Annotated in this window: 21 protein-coding genes; 20 read left to right on the forward strand and 1 reads right to left on the reverse strand. The window is 44.1% G+C overall.

From position 1 onward, the window contains the following. Nucleotides 1–226 precede the first annotated feature (226 nt). The 12 genes from QFZ77_RS18955 to QFZ77_RS19010 all read left to right on the forward strand — a co-directional run bounded on the left by QFZ77_RS18955 (nucleotide 227) and on the right by QFZ77_RS19010 (nucleotide 9,517). Nucleotides 227–808: an RNA polymerase sigma factor gene (locus QFZ77_RS18955; protein ID WP_047674226.1), complete on the forward strand. Its 582-nt coding sequence runs from the start codon at nucleotides 227–229 to the stop codon at nucleotides 806–808. Nucleotides 809–814: 6 nt separating this feature from the next. Next, the gene (locus tag QFZ77_RS18960; protein WP_307441798.1) at nucleotides 815–1,444 is read left to right on the forward strand and encodes an anti-sigma factor family protein; all 630 of its coding nucleotides are present in this window, start codon (nucleotides 815–817) and stop codon (nucleotides 1,442–1,444) included. 52 nt (nucleotides 1,445–1,496) lie between these two features. Next, the gene (locus tag QFZ77_RS18965; RefSeq protein WP_307441801.1) at nucleotides 1,497–2,078 is read left to right on the forward strand and encodes a histidine phosphatase family protein; all 582 of its coding nucleotides are present in this window, start codon (nucleotides 1,497–1,499) and stop codon (nucleotides 2,076–2,078) included. 141 nt (nucleotides 2,079–2,219) lie between these two features. Next, nucleotides 2,220–3,374 carry a hypothetical protein gene (locus QFZ77_RS18970; RefSeq protein ID WP_307449641.1) on the forward strand — a complete coding sequence of 385 codons (1,155 nt, stop codon included), beginning with the start codon at nucleotides 2,220–2,222 and terminating at the stop codon, nucleotides 3,372–3,374. 178 nt (nucleotides 3,375–3,552) lie between these two features. After that, complete coding sequence (locus tag QFZ77_RS18975) at nucleotides 3,553–3,741, forward strand: IDEAL domain-containing protein (RefSeq protein WP_047674234.1); 189 nt, start codon at nucleotides 3,553–3,555, stop codon at nucleotides 3,739–3,741. Nucleotides 3,742–3,884: 143 nt separating this feature from the next. Continuing rightward, nucleotides 3,885–4,916 (forward strand): LCP family protein, encoded by a 1,032-nt coding sequence (locus QFZ77_RS18980; RefSeq protein WP_307441803.1) that lies wholly within the window; start codon nucleotides 3,885–3,887, stop codon nucleotides 4,914–4,916. A 70-nt stretch (nucleotides 4,917–4,986) separates the two neighbouring features. Further along, on the forward strand, nucleotides 4,987–5,418 hold the full coding sequence (locus tag QFZ77_RS18985) for a DUF2487 family protein (protein WP_307441804.1): 432 nt from the start codon (nucleotides 4,987–4,989) through the stop codon (nucleotides 5,416–5,418). A gap of 283 nt (nucleotides 5,419–5,701) precedes the next feature. After that, complete coding sequence (locus QFZ77_RS18990) at nucleotides 5,702–6,247, forward strand: QcrA and Rieske domain-containing protein (protein ID WP_307441805.1); 546 nt, start codon at nucleotides 5,702–5,704, stop codon at nucleotides 6,245–6,247. Between the two features lie 17 nt (nucleotides 6,248–6,264). Further along, complete coding sequence (qcrB, locus tag QFZ77_RS18995) at nucleotides 6,265–6,936, forward strand: menaquinol-cytochrome c reductase cytochrome b subunit (protein WP_029193037.1); 672 nt, start codon at nucleotides 6,265–6,267, stop codon at nucleotides 6,934–6,936. Between the two features lie 20 nt (nucleotides 6,937–6,956). After that, nucleotides 6,957–7,844: a menaquinol-cytochrome c reductase cytochrome b/c subunit gene (locus tag QFZ77_RS19000; RefSeq protein WP_307441807.1), complete on the forward strand. Its 888-nt coding sequence runs from the start codon at nucleotides 6,957–6,959 to the stop codon at nucleotides 7,842–7,844. A gap of 68 nt (nucleotides 7,845–7,912) precedes the next feature. Next, nucleotides 7,913–8,572 carry a DUF1405 domain-containing protein gene (locus QFZ77_RS19005; RefSeq protein ID WP_307441809.1) on the forward strand — a complete coding sequence of 220 codons (660 nt, stop codon included), beginning with the start codon at nucleotides 7,913–7,915 and terminating at the stop codon, nucleotides 8,570–8,572. Between the two features lie 66 nt (nucleotides 8,573–8,638). Next, nucleotides 8,639–9,517 carry a sporulation protein YpjB gene (locus QFZ77_RS19010; RefSeq protein ID WP_307441811.1) on the forward strand — a complete coding sequence of 293 codons (879 nt, stop codon included), beginning with the start codon at nucleotides 8,639–8,641 and terminating at the stop codon, nucleotides 9,515–9,517. A 53-nt stretch (nucleotides 9,518–9,570) separates the two neighbouring features. Here the strand turns inward: QFZ77_RS19010 and QFZ77_RS19015 are convergent, their stop codons facing one another. After that, nucleotides 9,571–10,443: a YitT family protein gene (locus tag QFZ77_RS19015; protein ID WP_307441812.1), complete on the reverse strand. Its 873-nt coding sequence runs from the start codon at nucleotides 10,441–10,443 to the stop codon at nucleotides 9,571–9,573. Between the two features lie 111 nt (nucleotides 10,444–10,554). On the opposite strand from QFZ77_RS19015, the gene QFZ77_RS19020 reads away from it, so the two are divergent. From QFZ77_RS19020 to QFZ77_RS19055, 8 genes are all read left to right on the forward strand, one after another. Then, the gene (locus tag QFZ77_RS19020) at nucleotides 10,555–10,893 is read left to right on the forward strand and encodes a nucleotide pyrophosphohydrolase (protein WP_079420731.1); all 339 of its coding nucleotides are present in this window, start codon (nucleotides 10,555–10,557) and stop codon (nucleotides 10,891–10,893) included. A gap of 64 nt (nucleotides 10,894–10,957) precedes the next feature. Then, the gene (locus QFZ77_RS19025) at nucleotides 10,958–11,461 is read left to right on the forward strand and encodes a tetratricopeptide repeat protein (RefSeq protein ID WP_307441815.1); all 504 of its coding nucleotides are present in this window, start codon (nucleotides 10,958–10,960) and stop codon (nucleotides 11,459–11,461) included. Nucleotides 11,462–11,494: 33 nt separating this feature from the next. Then, nucleotides 11,495–12,298, forward strand: a complete 804-nt coding sequence (gene dapB / locus QFZ77_RS19030) for a 4-hydroxy-tetrahydrodipicolinate reductase (protein WP_307441817.1) — start codon at nucleotides 11,495–11,497, stop codon at nucleotides 12,296–12,298. Between the two features lie 26 nt (nucleotides 12,299–12,324). After that, the gene (locus QFZ77_RS19035) at nucleotides 12,325–12,744 is read left to right on the forward strand and encodes a methylglyoxal synthase (protein ID WP_057301781.1); all 420 of its coding nucleotides are present in this window, start codon (nucleotides 12,325–12,327) and stop codon (nucleotides 12,742–12,744) included. Nucleotide 12,745: 1 nt separating this feature from the next. Next, nucleotides 12,746–13,438 (forward strand): bacillithiol biosynthesis deacetylase BshB1, encoded by a 693-nt coding sequence (gene bshB1, locus QFZ77_RS19040; RefSeq protein ID WP_307441819.1) that lies wholly within the window; start codon nucleotides 12,746–12,748, stop codon nucleotides 13,436–13,438. 18 nt (nucleotides 13,439–13,456) lie between these two features. Continuing rightward, nucleotides 13,457–14,629, forward strand: coding sequence for an N-acetyl-alpha-D-glucosaminyl L-malate synthase BshA (gene bshA / locus QFZ77_RS19045; protein ID WP_307449643.1), 1,173 nt, complete (start codon nucleotides 13,457–13,459; stop codon nucleotides 14,627–14,629). A gap of 26 nt (nucleotides 14,630–14,655) precedes the next feature. After that, nucleotides 14,656–15,975, forward strand: a complete 1,320-nt coding sequence (locus tag QFZ77_RS19050; protein WP_307441821.1) for a CCA tRNA nucleotidyltransferase — start codon at nucleotides 14,656–14,658, stop codon at nucleotides 15,973–15,975. 227 nt (nucleotides 15,976–16,202) lie between these two features. After that, nucleotides 16,203–17,171 carry a biotin--[acetyl-CoA-carboxylase] ligase gene (locus tag QFZ77_RS19055; RefSeq protein ID WP_307441822.1) on the forward strand — a complete coding sequence of 323 codons (969 nt, stop codon included), beginning with the start codon at nucleotides 16,203–16,205 and terminating at the stop codon, nucleotides 17,169–17,171. Nucleotides 17,172–17,278 lie beyond the last annotated feature (107 nt).

The raw sequence follows: 17,278 nt of genomic DNA on the forward strand, positions 1-17,278 counted from the left end.
GTCTGTTGTTTGCATCAGACACGCTGAGAATTGAACTTTATCGAACAATTTGTCGAATCTAGCAGGAATTTCGTGATGAATCAAGAAGGTTTTATAGGCTCGTATTTTATTCGTACATAAATTCATAATTCTTTTACAAATAACCGCAACTTTTCACTCCTGCCGCAGTACAACATGTATGAGCAGTTGGAGTGGTACCCGGGATCGTTAGGAGGGCCGCCACGTAATGACCGATTCCCAATTGATCAGAGAAATCAAGGATGGAAATGTTCAACTTTATAATGAACTTATGCGTCGTTACGAGCGTAAAATCCTTGCATTTATTTTTCATATGTTAAAGAATACGCAGATGGAAGCCATTGCTGAAGATCTGTGTAACGAAACTTTTTATAAAGCGTATCGCAGTTTGCACTCTTTCCGTGAAATCGAGGCATCCTTTTCAACCTGGTTGTACACCATTGCCCGTAATACGGTTCTGAGTGAGCTGCGCAAAAATAAAAGTGTTCAAGTCTCGCTGGAACAAAGTGGACTGACGCCACATGCATCCTTTGATGCCATGCCAGAGCAAGCTATGCTGCGTAATGAGAAAGTGTCTATGGTTCGTGAAGCAATTAATAGTTTACCAGAGAAACAACGATCGGCCTTGATACTTAGAGAGTACGATCAGATGGATTATCAGGAAATCGCGAACATTTTAGGCCAAACGGTAAGCTCGGTGAAGTCTCTCTTGTTTAGAGCAAGGGCATCCGTTAAATTACAACTGGATCCTTATTTCAGTGAACCGATATTCGAAGAATCGAAGGGATGAAAGAGCATGAAGTGTAGTGAGATCCAGGAATTATTTGGAGTATATTGGGATTTGCCGAATGATGACCTGCGTCGTGCCGCGGTAGATGAGCATATAACAACTTGTGCCGAATGTGCAGAAGAATTTCAAATATGGGAAGAAAGTACGATACTCATTCGTACTGCAGCGATCGAGAGTGAGCTGCCTGATTATGAGCCAATGGTTTCGGGCAAGGTTATGAATCGAATTTACGAAAATGAGTCATGGCGAATTCCAGTTTCTGAACGTATGTATGCAATCTCTTACACGCTTAGACGGAATCTTACCGCTGTTATTGCTTTTTGTTTGGCCTTATTCGTATTCAGCTTCTTATTTGCAATCGTTTACGATGGTACGCCACAATCTTCAATAGCAACTGCGGATAATTCCTTGTTTGATCTACAAGCACCACAAGCCTTGAAGACCAGCGATGCTGAATCGATGAATGGCCATAAGATGGGAGACGCGGTAGCGAGTCTGAATCCTAGTTTCATGGAACCTTTACGCTTCCACGTAGGACCTATTCACTCATACCCACATTACTTACTGGTTGTTTCGATACTAGGACTAATTGCCACAATCATTATTATGAATTGGTTGTCACGAACAAAAGCATAATGCTCCTGTTGGAGCATTTTTTATTTTATAGAGATGGTGGAGGGGCAAGAAAATGACAACAATCGGATTCATACGTCATGGTAGTACAGAATGGAATCGTCTTGGTAAGCTCCAGGGGCAGCTTGATACGGAATTAACGGAGGAAGGCAGAGAGCAAGCTCGATTACTTGGACTAAGATTAGCAAAAGAAACCTGGGACGGCATTATAAGCAGTGATCTGACGAGAGCAAGAGAAACTGCACAAATCGTTGCGGATCTATCTGGAATACCCTTTGTACGTACGGACAAGAGGCTAAGGGAGCGTAAATATGGGCAGGTAGAAGGAACTACCGTTGCAGAAAGAGAAGAGCGCTGGGGGCCCAATTGGAAGCTTCAAGAACTAGGTCAGGAGTCGGATGATGATCTATGGAAACGATGGACAGAGCTAGAAGCAGAATTGATTCAGGCTTATCCGAATGGGAAAATATTATTGATCTCACATGGTGGTTTTATCGTACAGATTCTTAGGGTTCTTCGCATGGATAGTGAAGATTTTCTACAGAATACATCTCTGACCATTCTACTTCGTCAAGAAGAGGGCTGGGAGCTTCAATTATATAATTGTTTAACTCACTTACAATCTATAACTGAATAATGGCTATAAAGTAAAACATGACTTTTTTGAAAGTGTCATGTTTTTTTATTTGGATTGGAATATTTTCGGTGAAAAATCCCATAATGGTTACTAGAAACCTCGGAGCTGAAAGCTTCGCTAAATGGGGGATGTAGGATGGAAATGAACCTAGCGGATATGCTCAGTTATGCCGATATCCATGAATTAGGCCGAATTGCTCATACCTACGAGTGTGAGTGTAATGGTCATTCGAAGAATGAATTGATTCAATCGATTTTGAGCACAGCGCTGCGCAAAGAGATTTTCGAGAAGCATATTCAAGGTTTAGCCTTAGAGGATATTCGGTTTTTGAATTCGCTGCTTTTCGATCCTCGCAATGCTTTCAGTATTGAAGAACTTATCGCTAGAGTTCAACAATCAAGATTTCAGAAGGAGGATTCGGAGGAATGGAATCCCCGGGATATGATCATTAAATTCAAGAAGCTTGGATGGTTGTTTAACGGCTATTCACAGCAAACGAAGTTTTTGTTTCATGTCCCGCAAGATCTGAAACGTAGATTTAGTGATGTTTTAACCGGTCAGTTCAAACAAAGCCTGAAAACAACAAATGAACCCAATGTATACCGTGATGAGCAATTACTTATCGTCGATGACATCTTTCATTTCTTGACGTTCATCTCTCAAGAACAGGAAATAGCACTCACAGCGGAAGGTTCTATGTACAAAAGACAGCTTCAACAGATTCTCAATCGATTATCGGTTCAAGAAGAGATGGTACCTAAAGGGACATGGAGATTCGGCTATGGCCGCATGTTTAAAGAGTATCCGAACCGATTTTCTTTCATCTATGATTATTGCTATTACAGGCAGCTGATTAGTGAGCATTCTCAAACACTTCGATTAACAGAAGATGGAAAAGCACGGCTGGTAGAAGGCAAGAAAGAAAACCTAGCAGAAGTGTATAAGTTCTGGCTGCGGCTTTATAAAAATCCGATTCCGAATGTCCAAAGCATTGTGGCCTGGATTGATCGTCTAGGTGGGCAATGGGTGACCATGGCTTCACTAGGAGGAGTGCTTTGTAAGCTTGTTAAACCTTTCTATTATGATAGTTCAGAATCGATCGTGGAACAACGTATTCTACAAATGATGATGCATTTGGGTCTGATTCGGATCGGGGAAGATCAGGAGTATGGAGCTGTCATTCAAGTCACCAAGCTCGGAACGAAAGTGATTCAAGGAACATTTGTAGCTGAAGAAGATAAGGTTGTCCTCTTTATGGATAAAGAAAGTATACGGTTCAAAGAAGACGTAAAGTAGATAGGTAAAGACACATTCCTATTGAATCGGGCGATTGAATGAAGCGCTAATGTACCGAGTGAATATGATGGAGTAGGGGCATAAACAAGGGGTTGGCATACACCAAGAAACAGACTTACATGTTTTTGCGAAAAAGAAGCTCCTGACAAACCGCGGACAACATTTGGAGGTAGGTCTCATGGGAAAAATGAATGTATCTAACGATGCGCTGCTGGCACTTTTCGCGGAAATGGTTTGGGATAATGCCATACGCAAATATAAAGAAGAAAATCTCTATAAAGAGATTGACCGCGCTTTAGCCAAGGGAGATCAAACTACGTTCCTAGCTCTTACATCTGAGCTTAAAACCTTACAATCTTTGGGTTAACTAATTATTTGGTGGCGGCCAAAAGGGCATGTGAATCTTATTCACGTGTCTTTTTTGCTGTATATCGGATGAAAAAAGAACTAATTTGACGACCCACGCGTCCATTTAAAAGAGCATTATATCAAAACATAAGGAGACAACGAATGAAAAAAATGATAAAAAACTCCCGTATTCGAAAAGTGTTGACGTCCGTTCTTATAATCACAGGTCTAATTGTAGGAGCTGCGTCAGTGTATGCAGCTTTTCTATATAACAAATTGAATCAGACGCTCGATCATATTGCCGCGCCTGAAGTCACTACAGCAACAAATCTAAATGGCGAAAGCATTGCGCCTGTTACGCAAGCAACCAATCCCATAGAAAAGCCGCTAACGTTCCTCCTAACGGCTATAGATGAACGAGAAGGTAATGAGGGATCGCTGAATACAGATGTCATGATGCTCTTCAGTATTAATCCAAAATCGCATCAAGGAACGGTGGTATCCATTCCAAGGGATTTGGAGATTGAAGCTGATAAGTCGGGATTAGACGGATCACACAAGGCAAATTATTTCTATGCTTATTATTACAATAAAAATAAAGACACGGCCCTTTATGAAACCAAAAGACTGTTCAGTGATGTTTATCAAGTTCCAATAGATTATATGGCCGTTATTAATTTTGAAGGCTTTCGGAAGCTCATCGATCAATTAGGGGGAATGACCGTCGAAGTTGATATGAATATGCGCTATCAGGACGAAAGTGACGGAACGGATATTCATCTGAATAAAGGGAAACAGCAGTTGAATGGCAAGCAAGTGTTAGATTTTATCCGTTACCGCAAATCCAATTTAGGCACTGCAGAATCCTCTGATATGGAGCGGAATCAAAGAGAACAGTTAGTACTTAATCAGTTACTAGATCAATTAACCACATTGAATGGTTTGACCGCATGGGCGGGTGTGCTTGACATCATTGGAGGATCCATTAAAACGGATATTCCAGTCGATGAGCTTCGTACATTGACGAAATCCTACCGTGACTTGAAGCCGGCAACCGTTCGCTACATCCAATTAAAAGGAGAATGGGAGAGTCCCTATCTGGTTGTGAATCAGCGAGATCTGGAGGAAGCGCTTGGAGCGTTGCGTCGTCAACAATCGGGTGAGCCGATTGACAGTCAATTAAGGACGGATTAAAGTACAAGATGAGATTCATGACATTACATAGCTAGCATATATTTGGCAAACAATAGGGGAGGACGATTCGTTGAAGTTTAATGATATATCAAAACAAGATTGGCCAGAATTGAAACCGTACTTGGACACTTGTTTACTTCCATTGACGGGGTTGACTGGATTTGAAGATCCTGCACAAGTGACACTCGCGTTAGAACAGCTTCGAGATGCTCTGGAAACGGTTGAAATTCCTTACAAGGGCAGAGTAGTAACCTATCCAGCGCTTCACTACATAACGGGTACGGTTATGAGAGAACAATTGAATGCCATCTCACTTCATTTAAAAAGAACGGGGTTCCGTTATGTAATCGGTCTTACCATACATAAAGAGGCAGCACTTTGGAAAGCAGAGCAAACGGATTTGCTGATTATTGTCGATATGGAGCAGTGGACGAGCCAATCGGATCTAATCAAATCAAGTATTTCCAAACAATTACAAGAACTATGGCAGCAGAACGATTAACATTAAACGGATAAGCGTATTAATGGAAAAAAAGTTGTGCAGGATAAGGGGAGAAATTAATTTCTATAGCTGCCAAAAAGTTGTGACAATTTCGTTAAAATTTGTCCAGTGGCTCGGATTTCAACCGCCAAAAAGGAGTTATGGATTCTTGACGACCTAGTAGACGTAGGCTATTATTAGTAATGTCCTAGTTATGTAGTGTAATGTCGAACGACACGTGATAGAGGTAACTGATGTCCGAGAGGGTTCGGACTTCGGCCAATGTAGGAGGGTAGACCTGAGAATGAGTGATCATAACAATCACAAAGAAGAACAGCATGGGAAGAAACCCGGGACCAAACGCGAAATGTCTCGTCGACAATTTCTTTCTTACACCCTTGGTGGCGCTGGTGGATTCATGGGAGCCGGTATTCTTATACCGATGATACGGTTTGCTGTTGATCCTGTCCTTCAAAAGAAGAGTGCTTCGGATTGGGTTAAAGTTGTCGAAGAAAGTAAAATTACAAATGTTCCACAAGCGTTTACGTTCCAAATCCATCAGGTTGACGGCTGGTACGAAAGCGATGCTGAACTGGTTGCATGGATTTCCAAAGACAGCGGCGGCAAGCTCTTTGCATTGAATCCAACTTGTAAGCATCTTGGATGTACAGTCAACTGGAACGATAATCCTGCTTACAAAGATCAGTATTTCTGTCCTTGTCACGGTGCTCACTATACGCAAGATGGTAAGAACCTTGCTGTAGCACCAAAGCCTTTGGATGAGTATACGACCAAAGTAGAGAATGGTTTCGTTTATGTGGGTCAACTACATGCTAACACAAGAGTATAAGGAGGCGTCAGCATCAGATGTTTAAAAACGTATACAACTGGATTGACGAACGTCTTGATATTACGCCAATGTGGAGGGATGTAGCAGACCACGAGGTTCCAGAGCACGTAAACCCTGCTCATCATTTTTCCGCTTTCGTATATTGCTTCGGCGGATTGACGTTTTTCATCACGGTTATTCAAATTTTGTCAGGGATGTTTTTAACCATGTACTACACTCCTGATATTATCAACGCGTATGCCAGCGTTGACTATTTACAACATAAAGTGGCTTTCGGTGTTATTGTCAGAGGTATGCACCACTGGGGAGCCAGCTTAGTAATCGTCATGATGTTCTTACATACCCTGCGCGTGTTCTTCACAGGCTCTTATAAAGCACCCCGTGAAATGAACTGGGTTGTAGGCATGTTGATTTTCTTCGTTATGTTAGGTCTTGGTTTTACCGGGTACCTGCTACCATGGGACAACAAAGCGTATTTCGCTACACAAGTAGGTATGAAGATCGCAGCAGCGGTACCGTTCGCGGGACCTTATATTGAAACATTGCTGCAAGGTGGAAGCATTGTTGGCGCTCAAACATTGACTCGTTTCTTTGCCATCCACGTATTCTTCCTGCCGGGCGTTCTGCTAGCTTTGCTTGCTGGACATTTCTTCATGATTCGCAAACAAGGTATTTCCGGACCGCTATAATTGAAGGAGGGGCAAATAGCGTGGCGCATGGTCATAAGTCTGACGAAAAAATCGTTTATGTGGGAGATTCCCGCGTAATAAAAAAATCACAAGAGCAACGTCTGATTCCTAAAGATTATTCTGCATATCCGGGGAAATCAGAAGCGTTCATACCAAACTTCTTGTTGAAAGAATGGATGGTTGGTGTAGTCGTATTGGTCGGTATGCTAGTACTGGTCATGTCGGATCCAGCTCCGCTAGGATATCCTGCGGATCCTAAGAACACAGCTTTCATTCCGATGCCGGATTGGTACTTCTTATTCATGTATCAATTGTTGAAATATCCATATACATCTGGTGATTATGTTGTTCTTGGAGCAGTTGTTGTACCTGGTTTACTGTTCGGTGGCTTGCTTCTTGCTCCGTTCTTGGATACAGGTAAAGAGCGTCGTTTCTACAGAAGACCAATCGCTTCAAGTTTGATGATTTTATCTCTTATCGCTTGTACGTATTTGACGTATACATCTTGGTCTCATTACCAAGTAGAATTGAAAGAGAAAAACATCGTTCCAGAGCACATTAAGCGTGAGGAAGAGATGCACGCGAACAAAGGTGCTGCTGGTGGCGGCGGTGCGAAGGAAACGAAGAAATCTGCAGCTATCGTTGCAGCGGATGATCCTGGTGCAGAGATCTACAAGAAAGCAACTTGCTTATCTTGTCACGGTGCTGGACTTAAAGGAATGCCGGCTTCTGGTGTACCTCCCTTACTTGGTGTTGGTGATAAGCATCCTCAAGAAGAGATTCTTGGCATTATCAAAAACGGTAAAGGCAATATGGGTAAACAATATCAAGCTAACATTGATAAAGGCTTAAGCGATGCTGATATTAATAAACTTGCTGAATGGTTATCCAAACAAAAAGTTCAATAAACAAGGAAACCTGATCGCGAGAGCGGTCAGGTTTTTTTAGATAAGTTCACACAAGAGGAGGAGCTTACTTGCAGCAAGGGTTGTCTGTTTCCTATTTTTGGAGCAAGGATTTTCTGCTCAGTAAAAAGATGTTGTGGGCGTTTTTCATTTCAAACCTTTTAGGAACTGTTTATGGCTATGAGTGGTACTGGGCACAAATGGTCGATACGATTGCTAATTACCCTGTTTGGTACGTATATTTTGTCCCAGACAGCCCAACAGCCAGCTTGTTTTTCACTCTATCAATCGGCTTCCTGCTTATGGACCGTTCTTTGGATCAGCAACCTAATAAGCTCTATCGTGCCATTCGCGGGTTTGTTGAAGCATTCGCATTGATTACTTCATTTAAATATGGAATCTGGGCAGTTGCCATGATTTGGACAGGTGCTTGGCAAGGAGTTCCCGTCGGCTGGGATGGTTGGATGCTGACAGGTTCCCATTTGGCTATGGCTGTGGAAGCACTGCTATTTGTTCGATGGTATAGATACAGGCTAACGGCTATTATTATTGTCGCTATGTGGACATTTTGGAACGATTTCATGGATTATGAAAGAGGGATTTTTCCGCGATTACCTCGGGAACTTGATGACAATCTACTTGCGATTGAATGGTTCACAGTAGCCTTAAGTATATCTGGTATTTTGATAGCAGTTGTATGCCTGCTTATCCGTAAGAAAAGAAGTACATAACCGCATAGCAGCTGGTCTAAATTGGGACAAACCTCCATATGATGATGGTGAAGGAGGGGATGTCCCATGTTTAATTATTCCGGTATGAAATGGTTAACGACCACACTTCTGCTGGCAGCCGTTATAAGTATAAGCTCAGCTTGCGGAGTTAGCACGAGTACAAACGGACAAGCCGCTAAGCCAATAGATCCTGAACAAGTAGAGCGGATAGCCTTTTTGAACCAAATTGCCGATGATATGTACAAACAAACCATGGATGGTCAAGTAACAGAAGCGAGAAATAAACTGATGCAAATGTCTGATCAGATTCCTAAGATTCATTTCGAGGGGATTACATCTGTTGAGGGGTTAAATGCTTTAACGGAGACGATTACACAAGCGAAAAGAGTTTATAATGCCGCTGCCTATTCACCGGAAGAAGGGCAGGTCGCTGTCGCCAAAATTCGTCTAGCCACGGATGCGCTAACACATAAGAACCAGCCTATGTGGCTGCAATATTATAAAGTACTGCAAAATGATACAAATAACCTGAACGAGGACGTTAAAGCGAATAAACAAAAGGAGGCGTTGGCGAATTTCGGTAAGCTCTCGCAGCATATTGCCATTATTCATCCTTCCTTGCTGATTAGCCGAGATGCTGCTTCCGTCGAAAAGCTTGATTCGCTGCTCGCTTTTATCCGAACGAATTTGAATAGTCAGCCTATGTCGACTCAACAATTGGAATCAGGGCTTGACCATCTAAATCACGTTTTGGATGATTTGTTTCTGAGGAACAAGGATGCGATCGCTTTCGTGCCAATTACAGACCCTAGACAGCCAATCATCTGGTCGTTAGGCATTGGTCTCATTATTGTCAGTGTGCTATCCTTCGTGGGATGGAGAATGTACCAATCAGGACGGCATATTGTTCCGATTAAGCATACGAGAGAAAGTGAAAATAGGTGAAACATAAAAGTGGGTCGAGCAAGCTTATACAGTTGCTGGGCCCACTTTTTTTGTTACTTTTGTTTAAATCCTTCACCAATAACATCATGCACATCACCAATAATGATGAATGCGCTAGGATCCATTGAATGAATGAGTTCACGAAGCCTTCTGGTTTCGTGACGATAGACCACACAATAAACAACTTCCTTATTGTTGCCGGAGTAGGCACCTCTAGCTGGGAATAAAGTCACTCCTCTATCTAGTTCCGACGTAATGGCTTGTGCTAACTGACTTGCTTGATCGCTAATAATTGTAAATGCTTTGGCCGCGTAAGCACCTTCGGAAATATAATCAATGAGACGAGAGCTTACGAAGACGGCAACAAGTGAATATAAGACCTTCTCTTTTGGTAAATAAATTAACGAAGAGCCAATGACGATGACGTCAATAATGAGGATGACTTGGCCAACACTCCAACCTCTCTTCTTATTGCCGATATGAGCCAAGATATCAGAGCCACCTGTAGTACCTCCGAAACGGAAGACAAGTCCCAGTCCAGCCCCGAGAGTAATACCTGCATATAGAGTCGCTAGAAAGTAATCCTGAGTGGTGTGAAAAGGGATAAGCCATTCTTTTCGAATGAGCAGCTCCATGATCCATAGAAAGAAAGACAACGAGACGACGCCGAAGATGGTGTATAGCATCTGTCCTCTTCCAAAATTTTTCCATCCGATATAAAACAAAGGAATATTAATTAATAGCGTAGATAGGGAAGGCGGCACGTTTAGTACATATTTGAGCAGCAATGAAACACCTGTAACCCCGCCTTCCATTAACTCATTGGAAATAACAAAATAGTGCAAACCAAACGCATAAATAGCCGTGCCGATCATAATTGCAACAACATTCGTAAATCGATCAGCAAATCGTTCCTTAAATCTCATTCCTGTTCCTCCAAATACTTGATGATATCGCCAAAAAAATTTGTCAACTTTTCTTCTATAGTTTAACATAGTAATGATAGCTCGGTGAAGATGATGGAAAGAAGGGTGAACATGTCCGAACGTACTCTTAAAGATATACAACAAGAGGTTGACACTTATATTTCCCAGTTTAAGGAAGGATATTTCAGTCCTTTAGCTATGCTGGCCAGAATGTCAGAGGAAGTTGGTGAATTAGCCCGAGAGGTGAATCACACATACGGTGAAAAGCCCAAAAAAAGCACGGAAGCAGATAATTCGATTGAGCTCGAACTCGGTGATATTCTTTTCATAACCATCTGTTTCGCGAACTCTTTGGGCATTGATTTGACGGAAGCACACGATAAAATCATGCATAAATTCAACACGCGGGACGCGGGTCGATGGACCAAAATTAACACCGAAACTACATAAGCTTCATAAACTATACCATCCCCAATAACGGGAGACTCGATTTCGGGTGGAGGAGGATGGGCAGATGAATGGAGAAACTCAAATACAGAAAGCGTACGAATCCATACTTGGTCATGATTTTGAAAAAGCCATTGAATGGTTTGAAAAAGCGATAGCTGAAGAACCAAACAATGCTGCCTATCACTACAAGCTATCGATTACTTTCGCAAGAAGTAACAAATTGTTTAAAGCCATTGAGCATGCTTCTAGGGCACTAGAGTTGGTTAAAGATAATGAAGTTTATCGTTATCATCTGCAAGTGCTGCATGCAAGAGAATTAGTTGAAAAAGCACAAAAACAGCTAAGTGCCCAGTCTGAGCATGAGGAACGTGCGATTTTCTTACTAAAAGAAGCGATTACTCTTGATCCTCTGGCTATTGAAGCGTATCTTATTCTAGGAGAAGCTTTTGCTTTTCGAAAAGATTATGGGAGAGCCTATCAAACCGTTATGGAAGCGGTTCGTTTGGAGCCTCATCATGAAATTGCGAAACAGCATGCGGCGCTCTATCAACAAAAGATGAAATTATAGGCTTGAAACATACAAAAAGGAGATATTCTTGACATGGATCGTAAAATTCGAGTAGCCGTTATTGGTGCAAGTGGAAGAATGGGGCGAGAGGTCGTGAAGACCGTACTCACAGAGTCCGATATGGAATTGGTGGCGGGGGTTAACCGCTCCTCTGGCCCAATTGATTTGGGAAGGATGGTAGGATTTGAAGAATGTGGAGTTACAATGAGCAATGATTTGGAACAGGCTCTAACAGAATCCAGGCCAGACGTTTTAGTAGATTTTACTGGACCGCAAACAGCGGTTTCACATACAAACTTGGCTATACGCCTAGGAATTCGCCCTGTCATGGGAACAACAGGATTTACGCCGCAAGCTATTGCTGAATTGGACAAGCAGTGCCAAGAAAGCGGAATAGGCGGAATAATCGCTCCGAATTTCTCAATAGGGGCTATACTGATGATGAAATTTGCTGCTCAAGCGTCTAAATACTTCCCTAATCTAGAAATCATTGAGTACCATGGTGATCAAAAGTTGGACGCGCCTTCAGGAACCGCAGTGAAAACCGCGGAACTTATCTCCGAAGTTAGAGGAGAGCTGCGTCAAGGCAATCCGAAAGAAGAAGAAACAATTGAAGGTTCACGCGGTGGGTATTACAATGGATTTAGAATACATAGCGTTCGACTGCCTGGCGTCTTTGCTCAGCAGGAAGTTATTATGGCGGAACAAGGCCAAGCGCTCAAAATTAGACATGACTCTTATGATCGTGCAGCCTATATGCCGGGCGTTGCCATCGCTGTGCGTAAAGTGATGACATATAGCGGAATGATTTATGGATTCGAGCATTTTATAGATTAAAGAGCCCTAGGGGAGTGGAAGACAAGATGTTAAAGATAGCGTTAATTGCCCATGATCGTAAGAAAGATGAAATGGTGAACTTCGTTACAGCGTATGAACATGTATTCGAGGGTCATAAGTTATATGGAACAGGTACGACAGCACAGCGGATTATGGATGGCACGAAATTAGACGTACATCGATTTATGTCAGGTCCTCTTGGGGGAGACCAGCAAATTGGCGCATTGGTAGCAGAAAATGAGATGGATTTTATTATTTTCCTTCGAGATCCATTAATGGCTCAACCACATGAACCGGACATTATTGCTCTTCTGCGACTATGTGATGTTCAGGGGATTCCTTGCGCTACGAATGTAGCAACAGCAGAACTACTCGTCAGAGCGCTTGATCGCGGTGATTTCGGTTGGAGAGAGTTAGTACATAAATACAAGCCAGGTATTGAATAAGATGAGCGAATCTCTCGATATTCTTATATTTGGCGCACATGCAGATGATGCTGAGATTGGAATGGGGGCCGCCATTGCCAAACATACCAAGCGTGGGCTTAAGGTTGGTCTTTGTGATTTGACCTATGCCGAAATGTCCTCTAATGGCACAGTAGAAACAAGGATCGAGGAGGCTGAACTGGCTGCGAGTATTCTAGGCGTGACGGTTCGTACGAATCTGGGATTACCCGATCGAGGATTATTTGTCACACAGGCAAATATTGAGCGTATTACGCAAGAAATTCGTAAATTTAAGCCGAGAATCGTCTTTGCACCCTACTGGCAGGATCGGCATCCAGACCATGTTGCCTGTTCGGGGTTGGTCCAGGAAGCTGTTTTTAACGCTAAGCTTCGCAAGTATTTGCCGGATTCTGATCCTGTGAACGTGGAACAGATGTACTTTTATTTTATAAATGACGTTTACGAAGCTGATCTTATGGTGGATGTAACCGATTGTTACGATGAAAAAATTGCAGCACTGAGCGCTTATCGCTCTCAATTTATAACGGGTCAAGGTACCGTAGCCACTCCCTTAAATCAAGGCTATATCGAACGAGTTGAAGCTCGAGATCGCGTATTAGGTCAAAAGCGCTTGTTAACTTATGCAGAAGGTTTCGTTTCTAAGCTGCCCTTGGTGGTAGATCAATTCGTTTGATCGGAAAAGAGGTGCATGATGAAAGATAAACTTAAGATTGGAATTACCTGTTATCCGACTTTAGGCGGTTCAGGTGTTGTTGCTACTGAACTTGGCAAGCTGCTTGCCGAAAAAGGACACGAGGTTCATTTTATTACACACAGTATGCCTTTTCGTTTGGGTAAATTTCATAAAAATATTTTTTATCATGAAGTGGAAGTCAGTCAATATTATGTCTTTCGGTATCCGCCTTATGACCTTTCTCTCGCCAGTAAATTAGCACAGGTCGCCAAGATGGAAGAGTTAGATTTATTACATGTTCATTATGCCATTCCTCATGCTGTATGTGCACTTCTGGCGAAACAGATGGTTGGTAGTAAGCTCAAGGTTGTTACGACACTCCATGGAACGGATATAACCGTTCTGGGACAGGATCAATCGATTTCCGACTTAATTCGCTATGCGATTAATGAAAGCGATGCGGTTACAGCGGTTTCGAAAGATTTAATTAAAGAAACAAGAGAATTATTGGACATCGACCGTGACATAGATTTAACTTATAATTTCGTCGATAAACGGGTGTATTACCCGCGTGATATTACGAAGCTTAGAGGCGAGTTTGCCCGGCCGGAAGAGAAGATTCTTATTCATATTTCTAATTTCAGACCTGTTAAACGTGTGCAGGATGTTATTGATATTTTTGCAAAAGTCAGCAAGCAGATTCCGTCGCGGCTTTTGTTCGTGGGAGAAGGTCCTGATTTATCCAAAATGATTTCTAAGGTAAAGGAACTTGGCCTTACAGATAAGGTGACGTTCTGTGGTAAACAGGATGATGTCGCACAGGTGATTTCCCTTGCCGACGTAATGCTGCTTCCTTCGGAAAAAGAAAGTTTCGGTCTAGTTGCCCTAGAAGCGATGGCATGCGGAGTGCCAACGATTGGCTCCAATGCCGGCGGGATTCCCGAACTTATTACGCACGGTGAAACCGGCTATTTAGCAGATGTTGGAGATACTGATAAAATGGCCGAATATGTCGTAAACTTGCTTAGTAATCAAGTATTGTACGAACAAGTGGCGCAGAATTGCTTGACTCGTGCTCGGCATACATTTTGTAATGATATAACTACGGTTCAATATGAGGAAATTTATTATCGCGTGCTGGGAAGAGAGCTTCCAGAATCTCATCGCATTACAGCTTCGTCCTGTCAATAAAAGGATGTTAGCAGGTTAGGAGTAACATGTCGGATGTTGTTAAAATAAAAGTGATAGATCGTGGAGCTTCCATAGTTCTCTCTAAGCTTACAGAAGCAGGATATGAGGCGTTTCTTGTAGGTGGTTGTGTTCGTGATGCTGTGCTTGGCAGACCGATCAAGGACATCGACATTGCGACGTCAGCATTGCCGGGGCAGGTGATATCCTGCTTCCCGCGGACGGCGCCGACAGGGCTGCAGCACGGCACCGTAACCGTCATCCTGTCACAAGGGACCTATGAGGTAACGACGTTCCGGAAGGAAACGGAGTATGAGGGATTCCGCCGCCCAACATCTGTCGAATACATTTCGGATTTGACGGAGGATTTGAAGCGGCGCGATTTTACGATGAACGCTATGGCTATGGACGCGGCGGGTATTGTGTTGGATCCTTTTGCCGGGCAGAAGGATCTTGCAGATGGGGTGCTCCGCTGCGTAGGGGCTGCGGAGGAGCGTTTCGGCGAAGATGCGCTGCGCATGCTTCGCTGTGTCCGTTTTGCCTCGACCTATGGACTGGAGGTCGAATCGAGTACGTGGCAAGCGCTGCTTGCGCAAGCTCCGCTGCTGCGCCACATCGCTATGGAGCGCGTGCGCAGCGAGCTGCAGCGCATGGTCGAAGGGCCAGCCCCCGCACGGGCTGTGCGGTTACTGCTGGCGAGCCGCCTCACGGCGCACCTCAAAAAGCAGCTGCCGCTACCTTTTGAGCGCTGGCTCGCGTGGGATGATGCGCTGGATGCTATCAGCGCGCTGGAAGGGCAGCATGACCGCTGGGCTATGCTGCTGATGCTTCTGGAGATGCCAGCGGACACGGTCCGCACGGCGCTCCAGGAGCTGACCTTCTCCCGCGCTGATTGCGAAGCGGTCGTGGCGGTGCTGGCCCTGCGCGAGGCTGTGGCCGCGCAGCTTACGAGCGGCGCTTCGCAGAACGCCGCGTTAGTGCAGGATCCGGCTCCGCTGGAGCGGGTCTGGAAGTTTGGCGCGGTGCGCCGCGGCGAAGCCGCAGCCCGCGCTCTGCTGCGGCTGCTGCAGGTGCTGCCGCAATGCCCTGAGCAGCGCGGCGAGCTCGCGCGCTTCTTGCAAACCGCCGCGCCGGAGCTGCTGCGCCGCGGGGACGCTTGGCTGAAGGAGGTTCCCTGCTTCAGCCTGAAGGAACTCGCCATATCCGGCACGGATTTGGCGGAGGAACTTGGACGGCAGCCGGGCCCATGGATGGGCATACTGCTGCAGCAGCTGCTTGAACGAACCGCGCTCGGTGAAATTCGGAACGAGCGAGAATCACTTTTACAAGCCGCGCGTGCTGCGAAGTAGCAGCGCAGCGCGGTTTTTTTTATAATGAATCCATATTCACGGTTGAATGATGTTGTAGAAACTACAACATTCCTGTAACACTATAGCCCATCTACCTTCACGAGCTGCTGAACGACTCTAAAATTGCTTTTTGGAGTTAGCACGAACTAATACAACTACAACAATTGCAGCAAAACAATATGAATCGGTCTCAAAATAAATTCCCGATAGATCGTGAGTGAAATCGTATGAACAAACGAATATTAGAGCTGTTCCAAGAGTCCCCGGAAGCATACGTTTCCGGGGAGGAAATCAGCCGAAGACTTAACGTTAGCCGCACCGCGATCTGGAAGCATATCGAAGAGCTTCGAGCGGCAGGCTATGAATTTGAAGCAGCGCCTCGCAAAGGGTATCGATTGCTGAGCAAACCTAATTCATGGCAAGTGAACGAACTATTGAGCGGATTGAAAACCAAAGTGCTTGGTCAAAAGATTCATGTTTACGGGGAAGTTGAATCAACGCAGACAATTGCACACGCTCTCGTTGCCTCGGGAGCTCCTGAGGGCACGATTGTGCTGGCAGAGGCACAGACAGCAGGGAGAGGCAGAATGGGGCGTACGTGGCATTCTCCGGCTGGTAAAGGGATCTGGATGAGTCTCGTGTTAACGCCGCGTATTCCTGTTTTTTTCATGCCCCAATTAACGCTACTTAGTGCGGTAGCGCTATGTCGCTCTATCCAGAAAGTTTGCCAGGTAGACATCGGCATCAAGTGGCCTAATGATCTTCTAATTAAAGGCAAGAAGGTAAGCGGCATTTTGTTAGAAAGCAGTGGCGAAGATGAACGGCTCAAGTATGTGATTGCAGGGATTGGTATCAGTGTGAATTTGAAGACGGAGGATTACCCCGAGGAACTGCGGAATATTGCGACTTCACTAGCGATTGAATCGGGCGCTGACATCCCAAGAGAAAGTTTGGTACAAGCTTTTCTTTTAGAATTTGAAGATCTCTATGCACTTTATATGGAGAAAGGCTTCGCCCCAATCCGTTTGCTATGGGAAGCTCTCAGTGTAACTTTGAAGCGTCCAATCCGCACGCATACACCTGCAGGAGTCATTGAAGGAGTCGCTGACTCGTTGGATGATTCAGGTGCATTAACAGTAATAACGCAAGCCGGAGAGAAAATAAAGATCTATTCCGGAGATATTGAACTGAAGTAAAGGTATCAAATGGAAGCAACATTTGGTATAATAGCAAGACAAGGCGGTATCCTTAAAGGAACTGCACTTGCAGATTGACGATGGTAGTTTGTTACAATGGAATAGGA

The organism is Paenibacillus sp. V4I3, from assembly GCF_030817215.1.
Classification (GTDB): Bacteria; Bacillota; Bacilli; order Paenibacillales; family NBRC-103111; genus Paenibacillus_E.